This window comes from Ferdinandcohnia sp. GQ5 (assembly GCF_059759275.1).
In genome coordinates, this window is record NZ_JCAXEW010000003.1 from 182,081 (window position 1) to 201,895 (window position 19,815).

The following is a 19,815-nucleotide window of genomic DNA, read 5'->3' on the forward strand; positions in this document are numbered from 1 at the left end:
CAAGTCCGAAGATCCCTAACCTTCGGACACACCCACAACGATTTCGCCCTCGCAAGTCCGAAGATCCCTAACCTTCGGACACACCCTCGACGATTTCGCCATGGCAAGTCCGAAGATCCCTAACCTTCGGACACCCCCACAATGATTTCGCCATAGCAAGTCCGAAATACTCAACCTTCTTTGACACGCCCGCGATTTAATGACCGTAACGACGCCCCAGTGACGATGTCGATGATGATGACGATGACAGAAACTAATACCTAAAACAAATGAGGCCAGGGCAATCCTAACCTCATTTTTATTACATATTTTCTTCAAAAACATCAGTTACATCATGTGGACCATATGATTGATTGGAGGGGATGACTAGTGTGATGTCTGTAGCAGGATAATAAGAAGAAGCAAAACTTACTCCAGGATCATACCCCATCACATGATATTTATAAATCTCAGATTCTCTTTTAGAAATCCATACCCCATAGCCATAAAATTCATCATCCTCAGTATGTACGTGAGGTGTTAAAAGCAGGTTAGTGGTTTCCTTGCTTACTAATTTATGGCCAAAGAGAGCATCCCAAAATTTCATCATGTCGGGTGCAGTGATAAATGCTCCACCATCTGATCCTCCCTTAATCGGAATGGAGTACATATTTGTTCGCCATGTTCCATCTTCTTCGTTATCGATATACCCTATTGCTGTGTTTTTCGGAAGATTATCGAGAGAAAAGTATCCCGAGCCCTCCATATCACATGGTTTAAAAACATTCTCAATCACATAATCTGTAAATGATTTTCCGGTTTTTTGCTCGATGATTAACCCTAATAAAATATAGCCGGTATTGTTATAGTGAAATCTTTCACCAGGCTCAAACATCATACCGTTACTCTGGAACAATGGAAGAAAATCTTTCAATTCACGGATTAGGTACATCGGATTTTCTTTCCAAAGCTCCTCAAAATCATCCATTACGGCTTCATCAAAATAATCAGGGACACCGGAAGTATGAGTTAATAAATGGTGGATGGTAACATTCTCATGAAAATTAGGAAATTCCAAGTTCAAGCAATCTCTTAATCTTGTATCAAATGTTACGAAACCTTTTTCAACAAGCTGGCATACTGCAATGGCGGTAAAAAGTTTACAGCCAGATGCGATTCCAAACCTTGTATTGATCTTGTTCTCTAGTTCTTCAGCTCTATTGGAAAAGCCGTAAGCTGACTGGATCATTATTTCATCGTGTTGTTTGGCAAGAACAACTCCGGAAAACGTACTTTGGTTACAAAATTCATTTATTTTACTGTTTAAGTCTGAATTTAAAGTATTCATTCAATTAACTCCTTAGTCATATTCAATTGGCTTTAGCGAATAACAACAATAATATTCAGGGACTCTATTAAACTCTACCATAATTTTCTAGTTATATGTCGAAAGAATATTCAAACAGTCAAGTATCCTAATTTTAAAGATGAGTAATATTTATGCCTCGAAGTAAAATATAGTAAGTGAGGATGGTATAAGGAGGAGAATACATGACCTATCTTTTGCTATTAATTGGATTTGCATTATTAATAAAAGGTGCAGACTATTTTGTTGAAGGTTCCTCAAAAATTGCTGGACTTATGAACGTTCCTCCGATTCTCGTCGGGCTTACCATTGTTGCGTTCGGAACAAGTTCACCAGAAGCAACGGTAAGTATTATTGCGGCTATCGAAGGCAATGCCGATGTGGCAGTTGGAAATGTGGTCGGAAGTAATATCTTTAATATCACGTTCGTTGTTGGGATAACAGCCATGATTAACCCGCTGAAAGTTGAGAATGCAACGATTCGAAAAGAAATTCCCTTTACATTTTTGGCGAGCATTGCCCTATTTGTATTGATGGGTGATCTGGCATTACAAAATGCAACTGTTAATACTATTTCACGTACTGAAGGGATCCTCCTCCTCCTCTTTTTTAGTGTGTTTTTGTACTACATTATTGAGGTGGCTCGAAATAATCGTAATTCTGTAGTGGCTGAAACGACAGAAAAAAAATGGGGCAAAAATATTGCATTCACACTTGGTGGCTTAGCAGCAATCATTTTTGGTGGAGATTTAGTGGTAGATAACAGCATAAAAATTGCCTACTCATTTGGAATGAGTGAAACATTAGTTGGCTTAACTATTGTAGCCGTTGGAACTTCCTTGCCAGAGCTTGTGACATCAGTTACTGCAGCCATAAAAAAACAAAGTGAAATAGCATTAGGAAATATCGTTGGAAGCAATATCTTTAACATCTTCTTTGTACTTGGAGCTTCTTCAGTTATTTCACCATTACCGGTCGACGGTAAAATTTTCATAGATGTCATGGTAATGCTTATTTTAACAATCGTACTATTTGTATTCTCTCGAACAGAATTCAAGATTGCCAAATCTGAAGGAGGTATCCTTACAGTCGCTTACATTGCCTATATGGTATTTATCATATTAAGAGGTTAAATTTCACCGTGTAATGCGGTGTTTTTTATTTCAAATATATAGATTATTAGATGAAAAATATGTAAACTAAAGTAATACAATAGTTAACAAAGCAGATTTATATTTTATTTCAAAACAGGGGGAAAGTTGATGTACAAACTCCGAGGTCACCATCTTTTTTGCCTTTTAGGTTATAGGGGAATGGGTTATTCCAGAGAGTACGTGGAAAATATGACGATTGTTCACCAGACCCTTAGAAACAATCCGAGGACACTTATTCAGATTGTTAAAGGACCAGATCATCTATGCGAGAAGTACCCGAATACGGGTGAATACCATTGCCAAAATGCGTCCATTTTCGAAAGGGATGCTATGATTTTAGAAAGAATGGGACTTCGAGTCGGACAAATTTTAAGATGGGAAGACATTGAAAATAGAATCAAAAAGCATGTCATTCCTGCAGACATTCAAACAGTGTGTGAATCTTGCTCATGGCGCTCCTATGGCGTCTGTGAAGAAGGGGTACAGGAAATGATTGAAGGTAAAGGACTACGTGAAGTGAAATAAAGCAAAAAAAATGCCTACTACTAGTAACGGGTTCTGTATTGAAGTACAGAACTAAAAATAAAAGGGGAAATTGCAAGTTAAATCTCATACAAAAAAACACCGTATTAATTTCGGTGTTTTTTGTGTATTTATTCTTATTTAACGAAAGTACCTGTTAGTTTAAGTACACTTATTCACAAACCTAGAAGAACATATAGTTTTTACTGTTTGGCATTTCCTTTTTTAACTTTATAGAAAGCTAACGTTGAACCAATAATTAAACAAATAAGTCCACCTAATCCTGTTGTAATTATAGATAATTCCTCTTTAAAAAAGAACTCACTTATACCCAAAAATATAATAATTAACCAGCCTAAGACATTTATTTTGTTGGGTTTCATTCAACCACCCACATTGGTAGAAAATTAAATCCGTACTTTAACTCTACTACACCCTTAGTTAAATAACATCTCCTTTTATTTTAACAGAAATATCCAACAACCCAATATAATAAATAAGAAAATTAGTGCCTTTTTATCAAATGGATTAGCAAAGAAACACAAACTTCTGTCGCTTTACTGAAAGAGGTGCGAATTAGGTTACTAATTTACTTATAAACAAGCTAATTATCCCATTATATCAACAAAAGGAAGCAGTCAAAGTCATATACGAATTCGACTGCTATTTAATGTGTTATTTAACCATTTGTACTCGAAAACAGAATCTGTTATACGACTAGGCATTTTTTACATTAAGTAAATAATGATGAAATATCCCATCATAACGCAAAGCCCCATTGGCACTCCGAACTTTGCCCACTCTTTACTAGTAATTTCTAATTTCCCTGCTGCGATAATATTAGGGATATTACCAGGAATAAGCATTCCGCCACTAATTAATAATCCTAAGAGTATCGATTGAATCGTAAAATGGTCCATTGCTGGACTGATTTCGGCCGCTGCTAAAGTGGCATTATCAAGAATAGCTGAAATCATATTTAGCCAGTAAAGAAGTAACGGGTCAAGCCCTATGAAATAACGATTGATCATTGGCTCGAAGCCTGCACCTAGTAAGGTTAACCCCATGACGAAAAAATAGATCTTTAACGCTCGTACAAGAATTTCTTCATACGTTTCAAGATTTGATTCCTTTTCAACCATTCCTTTTTTACGATTTGGTGGTTCCACTACAAGAGTGGCCAATAACCCAAATAGAAGAAGTGCTGCAAAAATTTGAGGACCGATTAAGCTTATTAAAAAGAAAAACTCTTCATTAAGCTTACTGATTGCGATTGTTGATAAGGGCTCCCCTATGGGTGTTAATGCTGCCCCCATGCCAATTGAAAAACAGGCAATTATGACAAAGCGAATCATAGATGCACGTTCTAGTCTAAGTGAAGAAGCAACCAAAACAAGTACAAGTGCTGCGATGATGGCAGTTATGATACTTGAAATAAGCCCTAGGATAATGACGACTAATCCAATAAATAAGCGGAATGGGATTCTCCGACTCAGTCCAACAATGGATTTTTGCAATGGTGTATGAAACCATTTGAATAGCAACCCAGCTATAAAAACAGCTAACGTGATCTTAATGGGATCAACAGCTGCCCGTATAAATAGCTGACTGCTAAATACACCACCTACAACCGCAGCAAGAAGCCCCATAACAAACAGGAATAACTCCAGATTTTTCTCAACAACCCTGACCGAAAATGGTAAAAATAGCACAAAGATTAGAATTACTAAGAGTCCGATAATCATTCACATTACCTCAACTTTTCTTTTTGATGCGCCTAGAAGCAAGTATTATATTCATATGCAAAATTCGGACAAACTTGCTAAACAATTTTTTATCTTGTTTTATCAATGTATTTGATTTACAGAATATAAACACTAGATTAAGCTTTTGGAGAAACAAAAAAATTTAAAAATCGACTGTAACGAAATCGAACCTTAAGGTACTAATACATTGAACAAACAAAAATAAAATAGTGGGGAGAGGAAAATGGAGCTAGAGGAGCTATATAAAGAAATACAACCACGAATATATGCTTTTTTCTTTATAAAAACCTCTAGCAAAGAGATTGCGGAGGATTTAACACAAGAGGTATTTTATGAAGCCATTAAAAGCATGCATTCCTTTTCACAGCAATCGAGTATCCAAACGTGGTTATTCTCTATTGCAAGAAATCGGTTATTAAAGCATTATCGGTCAAAAAAATATAAAAATCAGCTTAACGAAATGCTTAAAAAGGAAACAGGAGAATCAATTACACCAGAGCAAGAAGTACTTAAGAATGAAGCCAAACAAAATCTGATCGAATATCTGAATCAACTAGATGAATTGTCAAAAGAGGTTGTAACACTAAGAATCTACGGTGAATTGTCGTTTAAAGAGATTGGCAGCCTGCTTGGAAAAAGTGAGAACTTTGCAAGAGTCACGTTTCATCGAGCAAAACTAAAGCTTCAAAAGGAAATGGAGGGATACCATGGATAAGCATCTTACACAAGCCATTATTGAAGATTTGCTTCCATTATACAATGAGGGCCTTCTAAGTACAGAAACAACAACATGGCTAGAAGGGCAAATACAAGAAAGTGAAGAACTTCAGAAACTGGTAACTCAATCAACAATACCGCTTGATAAAGAAGAGATTGATTCACCTGTCCAGCACGATAAAATGATTACTACCATCAAAAGAAGGCTTGCGTTTTATCAACTCATTTTTGTTGGGCTATCATTTTATTTAGCTATTCAGACATCCCTACTTAATGAAAGTTTTGGTTTTATTTTATGGTACGCGGTATTAGGATTACTCACTTACTTGTTTTATAAAGATATAAAAATTGTTTTTTATGTCTCTTTTATACCAATTTTTATTTGGTCAATTGGAGGCAATATAGCTGATTATATGAATGGTCAAATAGATACTACAGTTTCTTTAGGCAGATTCTTGTATCAATCCGTAATGGGTTCTACCTTAGTTACACTGATTCATTGTTTATTTGCATTCATTGGTAGCTTGATTGGTTTTTTCTATTTAAAAATAAGGAACGGTGAGGATCAATGAAAAAGCGAAAAGTTATTTATGGTGTGATTATCGGAGTACTCGTTGTGTTCGTCCTTTTCATCTATAATGCTTTTAATGGGAATCCAGTAAGTAAATTTTATTCAACAAAAGTTCTGGAACATTATTTGGAAGAAACCTACCCAGAACGCGATTTCCGTATGGAAGAAGTGTTTTATAATTTTAAGTTTTCAACATATGATTTTAAAGTAATTGAAATCGGCAATGCCAGTCCAAATGGAAATGAACCAAAAACGTATGAATTTACTGTTAGAGGATTTTTGAAGCCATATGTAAACTTAGATACCATTTATATAGAAAATCTTGACGAACCTTTAATGGAAAAATTAAGTGGAGAAGCCCAAAGTGAAATAACAGATTTGCTAATGCAATCAGTACCTGCAGTGAAAGGTATTGGAGTTTCCTTAGAGGTCTTGAAAGGAAAGTACAATTCAAATACCAATTGGAACAAGGACATGGAGCTTGAACGTCCAATAAGTTTGCATATTGTTCTGGATTCAACCAATTCAACGGTAGAAGATGTATTTAATGAGGCTGAAGTCATTCAAAAGATGTTAAACGAAAATGAGTATACCTATGAATCGGTCACAATTAATGGGAACATTATTGATAATCCAAATGCTGAATATGTAAAAGATGATACGGGCTATGTAAAATATTCTGTTTCATTTGAAAAAGATACAGAAATTAACGTACAGAATATTGAAGTGTTTGAATAGTGGAAAGAATAACTGACATCTCTCTTTTTAGAGGGATGTTTTTTATTGACTTTTAGGATAGTCGGAATTATAGTTAATCATGTTAATAGTTAAAGTGTTTAACTATTTAAAGTGTATGAATCTTATTTTGTGAGGTGATAGTGAAATATGGCTAAAACAAACATTAAGGAATTGGTTGATTTATATGTAGATGTATCATTTTCAGTGAACACCATTGCAGATTCGCTTGTGAAGGAACAACTTGGAACCGAACTAACCAATGAACAGCATTATACACTTCGCTACATAAATAAAGTAGGTTCGTGTACTTCAACTGAACTTGCTGAGGTTTTTGAAGTGAAAAAAAGCGCAATTACTGCCATCATAAATCGCCTTTTTGAAAAAGGGTTAATTGATAGATCACGTGATGAAAATGATCGAAGACTTGTCTATCTAACATTGTCAGATAGAGGGGAAAAGCTGTTTTTAAAGACAGAGGAGCGAGTTAATAAACTTGTAGAGTCTATTATTGGTGAATTCTCTGAAGAAGAGATTGTTCAATTTTTAAAAACGTATGAAAAGCTTAATGGAATCCTTCAAAAGATAAAACAGAACAAGGTGGTGGAATAAGTATGAATTTTATCATTAAACGGAAATGGTTTGTCCTAATAGCATGGGTTGTGATCGTAGCTGGACTATTTCTAGCAGCTCCAAATATGGGAGATCTTGTGCGTGAAAAAGGCCAGATAACTGTACCTGATGAGTACTCATCCTCCATTGCAGGTCAAATATTAAATGATGCACAGACCCAAGAGGGTGGCGGAGATGAAACACAGGTGGCACTTGTGTTTCATGATAAAAAGAAGTTAACTGATGACGAAATCAAAGAAGCTGAAAAAGCCATCCGACTTCTTGAAGAAAAGAAGGATGAAATCGGTATTACTGAAATACTTACTCATTTTAATGAGGAAACACTAAAGGAACAGCTTGTTTCAGAGGACGGAAAAGCAATACTTGCTTCTGTAACAGTTAGCTGGAATGACCGGGAGCCAAAAGAGCTCAGTGATGCTTTGTATCAAGCCATTAAAGATGTAAAGGTTGACCATTATTATACAAGTGAATGGCTCATTAGTGAAGATCTCGTGACTAGTTCACAAGAAGGGTTGAAAAAGACTGAAGGTATTACAGTTGTCTTTATTCTTGTCGTTCTTTTACTTGTCTTTAGATCCCTCGTAGCACCGATTATTCCACTGGTGACAGTTGGTTTTACTTATCTTGCGTCACAATCGATCGTTGCGATGCTGGTTGATAAATTTGATTTTCCAATTTCAACTTATACACAGATTTTCCTAGTCGCTATTTTGTTTGGAATAGGAACAGATTACTGTATTTTGCTTTTAAGTCGATTTAAAGAAGAACTATCACATCGAGAAAGCTTAACAGAAGCAATCGTTGCAACGTATAAGAATGCGGGTAGAACAGTATTTTTCAGTGGCGTTGCCGTCATGATCGGCTTTGCTGCAATAGGTTTTTCTCAGTTCATTTTATACCAATCGGCTGTGGCTGTAGCGGTAGGTGTTGCAATTTTACTAGGTGCATTATTCACGGTCGTACCATTCTTTATGGCCGTTTTAGGGAAAAAATTATTCTGGCCTTCTAAGCAGAATTTAGAACATGGAGATAGTAAAATCTGGGCAGTTGCTGGAAGATTTTCATTAAAGCGACCACTCTTATCTCTATTAATTGTTGCTGCTATCATTGTTCCATTCTTAGTTGTGTATGATGGAGAGCTATCTTATAACTCTTTAGAAGAATTAAGTGGAGATGTAAACTCGATTAAAGCATTCAATGCGATTTCGGATAGCTTCAGACCCGGTGAATCCATGCCAACTCAAATCGTATTGAAAAATGATGAGGCAATGGACTCCACAGAGTATATCGAATTAGCCGAAAAAATCAGCCGCGAAGTGGAAACAGTGGACCTTGTTGACGCTGTTCGCTCTGTCACAAGACCAACTGGTGAACCAATTGAGGATTTATTCGTTGCAAACCAAGCAAAAACGCTTGAGGAAGGTCTTGGTGAAGGAAAAGACGGATTAACTCAAATTAAAGATGGGCTTGAAGAGGCTGGTAGTGAACTTGCAAAATCAGAGCCAGAGCTTAAAACCGCTACAGATGGAATCGGTGAATTAATTACTGGAACTAATCAGGTAAAATCCGGCCTAACAGAGATTCAAACAAACCTTTCAAAGATTGAGTCGGGTATCCGTAGCGGTACAGCTGGAATCGATACGATGATTGCTGAAGTTGACAAAGCAAAGGCTGGATCAGAAGAATTATTAAACTATTATAATACGAAACTATTAGTCGGTTATAAAGATGCCCAAAGTGGAATTGCAGGATTGCAAACTGGCTACTCTGAAATAGCAAATGCGCTCCAACAATTAACCATTGGTGTGAACCAACTAAATGAAGGTGGATTTGCTTATTTAGAAGGCTCCTATATTCATGCAGAGAGTGGCCAAAGTATCGCTGGCGATGATGTGTATAATGGAATGAAGCAATCCTTACAAGGAATCCCACAATTGTCAGCGGGGATTCAAGAACTAAACGGTCATCTTTCTGAGGTAAATACCGGAATGACTCAAGCTAATGCAGGATTTGAACAATTGCTTAAAGAACAAGCAGCACTTCCAGCTGGTCTTGAGCAGTTAATTGCAGGACTAGGAGAACTAAAATCTGGGCTTGTTCAAGCCGCAAATGGCCAAGGTCAAATCGTTCGTGGTATGCCACAAATCACAAATGGCTTAACAGGCATTAATGATGGCCAACAGCAGCTCCTTGATGGATTTGGAAGTTTAGGTGGTCAATTAACACAATTAACGGATGGACTGACTCAAAGTGCTGATGGTCTAGAACAGGTTTCAGATGGATTAGGATCAGCTCAAGAATATTTATCAAATCTTTCAAACTCTGAAGAATTAAATGCTTTTTATATGCCAGAAGAAGTACTAGAGAGTGAAGATTTCGCACAAGTCCTTAATGTATACATGTCAAAAGATCGCAAAGTTATGACATTGGATGTCATCTTTGAAGCGAACCCTTATTCCAACGAAGCAATGTCACAAATAGAGGAAATTGAAGCAGCTGTTGCAAGAGCAACAAAAGATACTAAGCTTGAAAATGCAGATGTCGCACTTGGAGGTATCACAAGTACCAATACGGATCTAAGTAAAATGTCTGACCAAGATTACTCACGTACAATCGTGTTAATGTTTATTGGTATTGCGATCATCTTAATATTCTTGTTCCGTTCGTTAATCATGCCACTCTATCTAATAGGTTCATTAATATTAACCTATTACACATCAATGGCCATTAATGAAGTGATTTTCGTCGATATTCTCGGATATTCTGGAATCAGCTGGGCGGTGCCATTCTTTGGATTTGTTATCTTAGTCGCACTCGGCGTAGACTATAGTATTTTCCTAATGGATCGCTTCAACGAATACCGTGACATCCCAGTTGCAGAAGCAATGCTTCTTTCCATGAAGAAGATGGGAACTGTTATTATTTCCGCTGCTATCATCCTTGGAGGTACATTTGCAGCCATGATGCCGTCTGGAATGTTATCCTTGCTTCAGATTGCATCGATCACACTCATTGGACTCATGCTCTACGCATTTGTGATTCTGCCATTATTTATTCCAGTAATGGTCAAGAACTTTGGAATCGCCAACTGGTGGCCATTCAAACGACCAACCAATTAATCAAAAAACGAGGCTCCCTGTTTTATGGGCCTCGTTTTTTAGAATGAAATTTACTATCACTAACTAAAACTACATTTCTTCTGCATGGTACAATGATTGTATTAGACCCAGTGGAGGTACAAGATGCATTTCATACAAATTGGCTCTCTAGCCATCATGACAAAATGGATCATCCTTGGAGTTGGCATAATCGCAGGCCTTATCGTTGCACGGGTTAGGTTAGTAAAAACAACAACAACTGACAATACAAAAAGTATTATCAATCTACTTACTAACGGCATTTTCATTGGCTTTTTAGCGTGGAAGGGAAGTTTATTCCTTTTAGAACCTGGACTCGTCATAAAAAGTCCGATGTCTTTACTCTATTTTACTGGAGGAACCAAAGGATTAGCGATTACAGTTGTTATTATAATAGTCTATTTTCTATATCATATAAAAAAGAGGACCGTAACAACAGTGCACCTCATTCGCTCAATGCTTATTGTCGTCTTCACAACCTCTATGATATATGATTTACTAGCGCTATTTTTACTTAGTGATGACAGCGTTTTTCATTTTATAAAATCTATGGGTGCATTCTTTCTTTTATTGTTGACACTCTATAATAAAGGACAACAAAAAAAGGAAGTGTTTCATGATATGAAAAAAGCAGCGTTAATCGTAGGTTTAACAGGACTTATAGTGTGGACGGTCAATAGCAATTTTTCTTTCGCTAACCCGCAAGAGAATATAAAAGCAACAGAAGTCGAGGTTGGAATTTCGGAAGGACAGTCAGCACCTGATTTTACCTTGAAAACAACAAGTGGAAAGGAAATGAAGCTTTCTGAATTTAGAGGGAAGAAAGTTATTTTAAACTTCTGGGCAAGTTGGTGTCCGCCATGTAAAGCGGAAATGCCTCATATGCAAGAATTTCATGTGGAAAATAAAGAATCAAATGCCGCTCTGTTATCTGTAAATCTGACAACTGCAGAAAAAAAGAGCTCAGATGTTGCGAAATTTGTGGATGAATATGAGCTCACCTTTCCAGTCTTACTTGATGAGGAAGGTCATATTGGACAAATCTATCAAGCTTACGCCATTCCGACAAGTTATTTAATTGATTCCAGAGGTATCATCCGGAAAAAAATTGTCGGGCCGATGGATAAGGAAATGATGACAGAGTTAATCAAAAGTGTGAATTAAAAAAGAAAAGTGAGATGTTCACTTTTCTTTTTTTTCGCCCTGATTTTGAATGAGTTCGTCCACCAAGCCTTCTGCCGCACGACGATAAAATTGGCTTGCTGTAATAAAAGATAGAATTAAAAGCACCTTTTTCAGCTGTTCATCCTCGGAAGAACCGATTTCCTCTGAAACATCTTTCATTTTTGTATCCACATCTTCTTTGAATTCAGTTGCATTTTTTTTATAAAGAGCAAGATAGCTCTTATAAAATTCTTCTAACTCGAACCCTTCATCATTCATGATTTTGTGATTTACACCATCAAGCGTTGACTTGATATCATTGATTGATAGCCCACCTTTTAGTTGGTAAATCAAACTTAGTAAAATTAAATGCTCTCTTGAATATTTTTTGTTTTTAATCGGAATAAGCAATTTACCTTTTGCGTAATTGTTGATCATGGTTTTCGTGAGGACCTTTTCATCCTCATTTCTTTTTGTGGTGTTAAACGTATTTTCAAAAAGTTGGATGACCTGGTCCATGTATAAATCAATTTGTGGAATATCCTCTAAAAAGATATTTTTATCAATATCTATATTCATGGTAACGACCTCATTTATAACGATATTATTTGTTATCTAGTTTACTCTATAACCATTAGAAAGTAAATGTTGACTACGTGGTGGGATGTGTATATGATTATAAGTAGTATTAGAAACTACGTGAAATAGTATCCTTAATAAATTAAAATTAGATGAGCGGTGATAAATATGAAAATTGTATGTTTTGGTGATAGTTTAACCAGAGGTGTTTCTTTTGTGAAAGGTCGCATGCGAATCTTGAAAGAAAATTATCCAGCATTTTTACAGCAATTTGCTTCTGATCACTTCACTATTATAAATAAAGGTGTTTTTAATGATAACTCAGATTTACTTTTGTCCCGAGTTGAAAAAGATGTGGTGGCCGAACACCCTGATTACGTAATCATAAATATTGGTGGCAATGATTGCAATTTCAAATGGGACGAAGTGGCTAAGAATCCTGAAGATGAGCATCAGCCAATTGTTCCAATTGAACGATATATGGAAAATCTGAAAAAATTAATTCTTCGAATCCAAGAAACGAATAGTACTCCAATTTTGATGAACTTACCACCACTTGACCCTGTTCGTTATTACAAGCTACTTGCTCAAACGTATGGGAGCTCAATCAGTCATTGGATTAGTCTTCAAGGAGGCATCGAGCATTGGCACGGTCTCTATAATCGAAGCTTGAATAGTTTAGCAGAGCAATTAAATGTCTTAAAAATAGATGTTCGTACAGCTTTGAAGCAATCTGGTAACTTAAAAGATTTTATTAGTGATGATGGGATTCATTTAACAGGTGAAGGGTATAAAACAATGAGTAGTACCATTTTCTCTTCTCTAGTGAAAACGAAATAAAAGGAGTATGCCACTTGTATAATAGGTGGCATTTTTCTATTCAAAATGGAATACAACAAGAGGAATGTGAAAAACTGTATATCAATGGACATAAGCAAATAGTAAAGTTAAGATAAAAACATGAAAATGAGTAAAGGTAGATGAAAACAAATGAACTATTTTAAATCTGATTACATACTTACGATGAAGGATATTGTTCGTGAGGGACATCCGATTTTAGCTGAGAAAACAAAGGAAGTTCCTGTGCCGCTTGCAGAAGAGGACAAGGAATCACTAATAAGCATGATGAATTATTTGAAAAACAGCCAGGACCCAGCACTTGCGAAAAAGTACGGTTTACGCCCTGGAGTTGGCTTATCAGCCAACCAAGTTGGTCTCAATAAGCGAATGTTTGTTGCCTATTTTACTGACTTTGATGACAAATTGTATGAATACCACGTAGTGAATCCGAAAATCGTAAGTCATTCGGTTTCCATGACTTATTTGCCAGAGGGAGAAGGGTGCCTATCAGTCGATCGCCCAGTAGAAGGTTATGTTCCTAGGTATGAAAAGATTAAGGTGAAAGCATATGATATCGACGGACAGGAGTTTGTTCTTCGTCTTAAAGGATATGCATCTATCGTGTTTCAACATGAAATTGACCATCTCAACGGAATCATGTTTTATGATCATATCAGCAAAGAGAATCCATTTAAGCTTCCAGACAATGTAGAAATTAAGAGCCTCTATTAAACCATTGGTAATTCCAAAGAATTTTGGAGGGATAGGCGTGAAATATAATTTTGATGAATCAATTAATCGGTTGCAGACGAATTCAATAAAGTGGGATGAGGTAGAGAACCTATTTGGGGATAAAGAAATGCTTCCGATGTGGGTAGCAGATATGGACTTTAAATCACCAAAGCCGGTCATCGATGCTTTAATAAAACGAGCTGAGCATGGGATTTATGGTTATACAACAAGACCAGATGCCTATTATGATGCAACAGTTGGATGGATGAAACGACGTCACAATTGGACGATTGAAAAGGATTGGATTACTTTTTGCTCTGGCGTAGTCCCGGCATTACATATTATTGTTCAAAACTTTACTAACCCTGGCGATAAAATCTTGATACAGCCACCTGTTTATTATCCGTTCATGAGCGTAATTGAAAAGAATGGAAGGGAAATCGCCTATAATCCTCTACAATTTGAAAATGGTCGTTATACCATGGATTTTGATGACCTTGAGAAAAAAATTGATCCAAGTGTAAAAATGATTATACTTTCAAATCCACATAATCCGGTCGGTCGTGTGTGGACAAAAGATGAATTGTCAAAGCTAGGTGAAATTTGTTTGAAACACAATATCCTTGTGGTTTCAGATGAAATTCATTTTGACCTCGTTTATAAAGGGAATGTGCATACACCATTTGCTGCGATTTCTGATGAATTTGCTGAGAATTCTATTACATGTACGGCACCAAGTAAGACTTTTAATCTCGCGGGATTAAAAACATCAAATATCATCATTCCGAACAAAGAGTACCGAGAGAAATTTACGAAAGCAGTCGAAGACGCATTCATTAGTATGACCAATACATTTGGAGTAACCGCCCTTATTGCTGCCTATGAAGAAGGTGACGAATGGCTTGATCAACTCATGGACTACTTACAAGAAAATCTAAATTTCCTTAAGGAATATATTCAGACCCATGTTCCAGAGGTAAAAGTTATTGAACCCGAAGCAACGTATCTCGTGTGGCTGGATTGTCGACAGCTTGGCCTAGAAGCCAAGGAACTAGAGCATGTCATTCAAAAACAAGGGAAAGTCGCATTTGACGAAGGCTATATTTTTGGAAAAGAAGGAGAAGGCTTCACCAGAATCAACATAGCTTGCCCAAGAGCTTTATTAGAAGAAGGATTGAAACGATTTAGCCAAGCGGTTAAACAGAAAATTAAATAAAGAGATTCTAAGTGGAAAAAGATCTATTCTTTTTCCACTTTTTTAATATTCGAATAATAATCATCTTCTTAGATATTGTTGGATTTACCTGGTGATTTTTCTATTGAATGTATACGTGTTACATAATGATTATTAAAAGAATAAAGCGTTTTATATATATTTAAAAGCGTTCCCCAAAAAAATTTTAGAAAAGGAGTGGAAAAAAATGAAGAAAAAAGCTGTAAAAAAGTTTTACATGATTACTTGTTTGCTTTTAGTAGTTGCAATTATCTTTTCAGGGTGTTCAAGTTCAAGTAAAGAATCCTCAGCTGATTCAGAGGATTTAAAAAACATCGCAATGATGGCCAACCTGCATACTCCGGAGGTACCTTCAGACAAGATTGAAAAACTACTAGAAGAAAAGTCTGGCTTTGATTTAACCTTCAGCTGGACACCGGATTCAAACTATGAAGAAAAGCTTAATACTGCTTTTGCAACAGAAACACTTCCAGAAGCAACATTTTTGAAAAACCAGGCATCATTCATTAAATTTAAACAAGCCATACGTGATGGACAGTTCTGGGAGATTGGACCATATTTAGATGAATACGAAAACCTGAGCAAACTTTATGAACAAACACTAGCAAATACAGCAGTCGATGGTAAAATTTATGCGCTTTATCAAGGGAGACCGGCTGCTCGTTCAGGTATTATCTATAGAAAAGATTGGGCAGATAACCTAGGTCTTTCAACACCTGAAACCATTGAAGATGTATACGAAATGGCACGTGCCTTTACTGAAGGTGATCCAGATGGGAATGGTAAGGATGACACAATTGGACTTTCCGATTTCGCTGATTTATATTGGGGAGCTTTTAAAATTATCTCATCTTGGCACGGTACTCCAAATAACTGGGGAGTTAAAGACGGGGAACTTCTTCCTGAATTTATGTTCGATGAATATATCCAAACAATGGACTATATGAAAGATTTACGAAATAAAGGTTATATGAACAGCGATTTTCCTGTTACAAGTAAAGACGACCACAGGGCATTGGTGAAAAACGGTACTGCGGGTATTGTAATTGGACCGATGGGTGATATAAGCAGTATTCACGCTGATACTACTGAACTTAATCCTGACGCAACATTTAATATCACGAATGTAATCACTGGGCCAGATGGAGAGTATGGTATCTGGGCATTACCTGGATATGGAAATGTTGTATTATTCCCAAAATCATCTGTAGAAACAGAAGAAGAATTAAAAGAGATTCTTAAATTCTTTGACTATCTAATGAGCCCTGAAGGCTCTAACCTAGTTTTCTGGGGTATCGAGGGAGAACATTATGAATTACAAGACGGAAAAGCACTGGGTCTAGATACTGATCTGTCAACACGTGATGTAAAACCATACCAGTCTATCGAGATTGGAGAACCTACAACTAATGGAAGATACGATAGTATTTATACGCTAGATATTAAAGAAAAAGCAGAAAAACTAACGGTTGATAATGATCAATATTTAATCATGGATCCAACAGCTGCCCTGGATTCTGCAACCTATATTGAAAAAGGTGAAATGCTGAACCAAAAAATAAATGATGCAACTTATAAGTATATTCTTGGAGATATTGACTTAAATGGCTTTAAGGCTGCTATAGAGGATTGGAAAAAGTCAGGCGGAGACGCGATCATCAAGGAATATAATGAAGCCTATCAAAATATTAAAAAATAGTTTAAATACCCATTTTGAAGGGGTGGAAACTAAATTGGTAAATAACGTTGAAACTAATAAAATTGTAGTATCACAGGACGGAACTGGTGACTTTAAGACTGTTCAAGAAGCCATTAACTCTGTTCCAGAGAATAATCTATTTCCGGTAATTATTTATATCAAAAATGGCACCTACAAAGAAGTAGTAACGATTTCAGAAAACAGGAGGTTAATTTCACTTGTTGGAGAGAGTTCGTTAAACACCATTATTACCTATGATAATTTTGCCGGGAAAGTAAAGGAAAACGGAGAAAAAATCGGTACAAGTGGTAGCGCATCAGTGTACCTCCTCGCCGATGACACCCGTGTAGAAAACATTACTTTGGAAAATTCATATGATGATTCTTTTGAAATTGATCCTGTAAAGATTAATGGTAGACAAGCTGTTGCTGTATTTACATCAGGCCAACATGTATATTTCAATAATGTGAGATTTCTAGGAAAACAAGATACCCTATACGTTCACAAAGGAACGATGTACTTTTACAACTGTTATATTGAAGGGGATGTCGATTTTATTTTTGGTGCAGCTCAGGCTGTATTTAATCAATGTCGAATCCATTCTCTTGATAGGGGATCAAAGATTGATAATGGGTATGTAACCGCAGCTAGTACATTAATTTCAGAACCATTTGGGATTTTGATTATGAATAGCAAATTTACAAGCGATGCACTACCAAAGACTGTTTATTTAGGAAGGCCTTGGCCAGCTGGCGGGAACCCGGATGCCATTGGTAGTGTTCTAATAAAGGAATGTGAACTAGGTGAACATATTATCATCGAAGGATGGACTTCAATGAACGGGCGCTTAGAACCTGAAGATGCCCGATTATATGAATATAAAAACTTCGGTCCTGGTGCAGTTAATCATGTGAAAAGAAGACAATTATTTGAGGAAACAGTAAAAGATTGGTCGATACAAAATGTTTTAAAAGGTTGGGAAATTAGCGAACTAGTAAGTAAATAACAAATGAAGGGGCCGTCCGGAAGTCAATTTTCATGACCTTTTGGACAGCCCCTTTTTAATTTAGTTAATACGCATTTTAGACTTAAAATTCAGGGTTAAGTGTTTCCTTTTCTTTGCGTACTAAGCAAAGGATTCCTGCAATAAGGTATAGAATACTCGCAATAATGGAGATTAGGAATGTTGCAAGTGTTGAAAGTACAGCAACCACAATTAACAGAATCCCTGCTGCTTTTGGATGCTTATTCCCTTTAAGAAGAAATAAAGATACAATTCCGAGTATGATGGCTAAAATACTTACGATAATGAAATACCAGCCTCCGGATGTGACCATATCTGTAATGATTCCCATATCAACTCCTTCAAGAGCTGGATCTTCTGCGGCAATACTCTCCATTTCTTGTGTGAACTCATTATTGTCACCAAGACCTACAAACATAATTCCAAATAAAGTTAAAAATACAAAGAAACAAGCTCCAATAATGGTTAAAACAAATTCACCAGTACGTTTCATACATAGTTCCCCCTTAAAAAAAGTTTCATTTTGATTGTACTATACAGTATATAGTATACAATCTGATTTTCTTCCTAATCCTCTCCAAAAGTGGAATTAGTTTATTTACGAAAAAGAAGAAAAAAGGTTTCAAAATGGTGAAAATAATTTTTTCATTCGATTTACGCATATAAAAATAAGGGATATATATTTAATAAGTATTATTACGATTATATTAAAGAAATATTAAAAAAATTTTGCAAACGGGAGACGATTTATGTTAACCTAGATTTATAGGTTTGCAATTGGTAAATATACCAATTTAAGACAAAATAGTAGTTTGGTAGTAAACCTCGTTCTGGGGGTCTACATAATAAATATATAACTAGGGGGAATGCAAATGCTGAAAAAGTACTCATTTCTAACTTTGCTGCTAGCATTGGTTTTACTCATTGCTGCGTGTAGCAGTGATAACACGAATGGTGACGACAAGGATGATGAAGGAGGAAGCAGCGCTGAATCCGGAACAGTCGATCTTCTAATGGGTACAGGTAGCCAAGGAGGGACCTATTTTCCACTTGGTGCCGAAATGGCGAATGTATGGAACAAGAATATTGATAACGTGAACGTGACATCAACAGAATCAGGCGCTTCTGTTGAGAACCTAGCCAAAATTTCAAATGGTGAGTTTGACCTTGGAATGACGGTTAATCTACCTGCCTACAATGCACTTAATGGGACTGGTGATTTCGAAGGTAAGAAGGTTGAAAACTTCGCATTTATTGGGCATATTTACCCTGAAGTTCTTCAAATCATTACACGTGAAAGCACTGGTGTTGAGACAATTGCAGATTTAAAAGGAAAAAGAATTGCGATTGGACCTCCTGGAAGTGGAACACAAACTGCAACAAAAGCGGTTTTAGCAGCTTATGGAATCAACGATGGCGATTATGATGCCTACCAAGAAGGATTCGGTGATGCAAAATCGAAACTTCAAGACGGTACAATTGATGCTTCATTCGGATTACTTGGATTACCAGATGCAGGTATCGATGAGCTTCAAGCTTCAGTTGGAGATGTGAAGTTCTTAGAGGTAACTGGTGATGAATTAAAAACGGTAGAAGAAACAAGTGGATACACTGGCTATACAATTAAAGCAGGTTCTTACGAATGGTTAAAAGAGGATGCGAATGTTGTATCCGCATACGCTGTTCTTGTTGCAAATACAGACACAGTGGATGATGAATTAGCTTACCAACTTGCAAAAGTCATGCTGGAAAACGTAAGTGAAAATACACATGCTCAAGCAGCCCACATGACAAAAGAAAACGCACTTAGTGGATTAGGAGATTTACCAATTCATCCTGGTGCAGAAAAGTACTATAAAGAAGTTGGAATACTAGATTAATAGCTTTATCTTTATTCAGCGGAAGTCCCCTACTTCTATAAGTGGGGGACAAATGCAATTTTGAGCAGTAAGATCAAAGACTA

19 protein-coding genes are annotated in these 19,815 nt (G+C 36.4%); 14 read left to right on the top strand and 5 right to left on the bottom strand.

The genetic code is table 11. From position 1 onward, the window contains the following. Nucleotides 1-301: 301 nt before the first annotated feature. Nucleotides 302-1,327, bottom strand: coding sequence for a serine hydrolase (locus AC6CHV_RS05145; protein ID WP_498078260.1), 1,026 nt, complete (start codon nt 1,325-1,327; stop codon nt 302-304). Between the two features lie 203 nt (nt 1,328-1,530). Between AC6CHV_RS05145 and AC6CHV_RS05150 the strand changes: the two genes are divergently transcribed. Together AC6CHV_RS05150 and AC6CHV_RS05155 are read left to right on the top strand one after the other, a co-directional pair. Continuing rightward, nucleotides 1,531-2,478 carry a calcium/sodium antiporter gene (locus AC6CHV_RS05150; RefSeq protein WP_498078261.1) on the top strand — a complete coding sequence of 316 codons (948 nt, stop codon included), beginning with the start codon at nt 1,531-1,533 and terminating at the stop codon, nt 2,476-2,478. 129 nt (nt 2,479-2,607) lie between these two features. Then, on the top strand, nt 2,608-3,024 hold the full coding sequence (locus tag AC6CHV_RS05155) for a DUF1284 domain-containing protein (RefSeq protein WP_498078262.1): 417 nt from the start codon (nt 2,608-2,610) through the stop codon (nt 3,022-3,024). A gap of 200 nt (nt 3,025-3,224) precedes the next feature. Here the strand turns inward: AC6CHV_RS05155 and AC6CHV_RS05160 are convergent, their stop codons facing one another. After that, nucleotides 3,225-3,404: a hypothetical protein gene (locus AC6CHV_RS05160; protein ID WP_498078263.1), complete on the bottom strand. Its 180-nt coding sequence runs from the start codon at nt 3,402-3,404 to the stop codon at nt 3,225-3,227. Nucleotides 3,405-3,749: 345 nt separating this feature from the next. Continuing rightward, nucleotides 3,750-4,766, bottom strand: coding sequence for a DUF1646 family protein (locus tag AC6CHV_RS05165; RefSeq protein ID WP_498078264.1), 1,017 nt, complete (start codon nt 4,764-4,766; stop codon nt 3,750-3,752). 244 nt (nt 4,767-5,010) lie between these two features. On the opposite strand from AC6CHV_RS05165, the gene AC6CHV_RS05170 reads away from it, so the two are divergent. From AC6CHV_RS05170 to AC6CHV_RS05195, 6 genes are all read left to right on the top strand, one after another. Continuing rightward, complete coding sequence (locus AC6CHV_RS05170) at nt 5,011-5,502, top strand: RNA polymerase sigma factor (protein WP_341330439.1); 492 nt, start codon at nt 5,011-5,013, stop codon at nt 5,500-5,502. Beyond that, nucleotides 5,495-6,076: a hypothetical protein gene (locus AC6CHV_RS05175; protein ID WP_498078265.1), complete on the top strand. Its 582-nt coding sequence runs from the start codon at nt 5,495-5,497 to the stop codon at nt 6,074-6,076. Before AC6CHV_RS05170 ends, AC6CHV_RS05175 begins: the two co-directional genes overlap by 8 nt. Further along, complete coding sequence (locus AC6CHV_RS05180) at nt 6,073-6,813, top strand: YfjL-like protein (protein WP_341330441.1); 741 nt, start codon at nt 6,073-6,075, stop codon at nt 6,811-6,813. Before AC6CHV_RS05175 ends, AC6CHV_RS05180 begins: the two co-directional genes overlap by 4 nt. A gap of 147 nt (nt 6,814-6,960) precedes the next feature. After that, a complete protein-coding gene (locus tag AC6CHV_RS05185; RefSeq protein ID WP_341330443.1) occupies nt 6,961-7,422 on the top strand; it encodes a MarR family winged helix-turn-helix transcriptional regulator in 462 nt (153 codons plus the stop codon). 2 nt (nt 7,423-7,424) lie between these two features. After that, the gene (locus AC6CHV_RS05190; protein ID WP_498078266.1) at nt 7,425-10,562 is read left to right on the top strand and encodes an MMPL family transporter; all 3,138 of its coding nucleotides are present in this window, start codon (nt 7,425-7,427) and stop codon (nt 10,560-10,562) included. Between the two features lie 123 nt (nt 10,563-10,685). Next, nucleotides 10,686-11,744: a redoxin domain-containing protein gene (locus AC6CHV_RS05195; RefSeq protein WP_498078267.1), complete on the top strand. Its 1,059-nt coding sequence runs from the start codon at nt 10,686-10,688 to the stop codon at nt 11,742-11,744. Nucleotides 11,745-11,762: 18 nt separating this feature from the next. Here AC6CHV_RS05195 and AC6CHV_RS05200 read toward each other — a convergent pair whose 3' ends face one another. Continuing rightward, entirely contained in the window at nt 11,763-12,323 is a 561-nt protein-coding gene (locus AC6CHV_RS05200; RefSeq protein WP_341330446.1) for a DUF1836 domain-containing protein, read from the bottom strand. Between the two features lie 168 nt (nt 12,324-12,491). Here AC6CHV_RS05200 and AC6CHV_RS05205 point away from each other — a divergent pair, with 168 nt between their 5' ends. The 5 genes from AC6CHV_RS05205 (at nt 12,492) to AC6CHV_RS05225 (ending at nt 17,834) form a co-directional block, all read left to right on the top strand. After that, complete coding sequence (locus tag AC6CHV_RS05205) at nt 12,492-13,163, top strand: SGNH/GDSL hydrolase family protein (protein WP_341330447.1); 672 nt, start codon at nt 12,492-12,494, stop codon at nt 13,161-13,163. A gap of 150 nt (nt 13,164-13,313) precedes the next feature. Continuing rightward, nucleotides 13,314-13,895: a peptide deformylase gene (gene def / locus AC6CHV_RS05210; protein WP_341330448.1), complete on the top strand. Its 582-nt coding sequence runs from the start codon at nt 13,314-13,316 to the stop codon at nt 13,893-13,895. 37 nt (nt 13,896-13,932) lie between these two features. After that, the gene (locus AC6CHV_RS05215; protein WP_498078268.1) at nt 13,933-15,111 is read left to right on the top strand and encodes a PatB family C-S lyase; all 1,179 of its coding nucleotides are present in this window, start codon (nt 13,933-13,935) and stop codon (nt 15,109-15,111) included. A 205-nt stretch (nt 15,112-15,316) separates the two neighbouring features. After that, nucleotides 15,317-16,828: an extracellular solute-binding protein gene (locus AC6CHV_RS05220; protein ID WP_498078269.1), complete on the top strand. Its 1,512-nt coding sequence runs from the start codon at nt 15,317-15,319 to the stop codon at nt 16,826-16,828. Between the two features lie 34 nt (nt 16,829-16,862). Beyond that, nucleotides 16,863-17,834, top strand: a complete 972-nt coding sequence (locus AC6CHV_RS05225; protein WP_498078270.1) for a pectinesterase family protein — start codon at nt 16,863-16,865, stop codon at nt 17,832-17,834. 82 nt (nt 17,835-17,916) lie between these two features. Here AC6CHV_RS05225 and AC6CHV_RS05230 read toward each other — a convergent pair whose 3' ends face one another. Next, nucleotides 17,917-18,345, bottom strand: coding sequence for a DUF4064 domain-containing protein (locus tag AC6CHV_RS05230; protein WP_498078271.1), 429 nt, complete (start codon nt 18,343-18,345; stop codon nt 17,917-17,919). A gap of 379 nt (nt 18,346-18,724) precedes the next feature. Between AC6CHV_RS05230 and AC6CHV_RS05235 the strand changes: the two genes are divergently transcribed. Beyond that, on the top strand, nt 18,725-19,732 hold the full coding sequence (locus AC6CHV_RS05235) for a TAXI family TRAP transporter solute-binding subunit (RefSeq protein ID WP_498078272.1): 1,008 nt from the start codon (nt 18,725-18,727) through the stop codon (nt 19,730-19,732). Nucleotides 19,733-19,815: the final 83 nt, after the last annotated feature.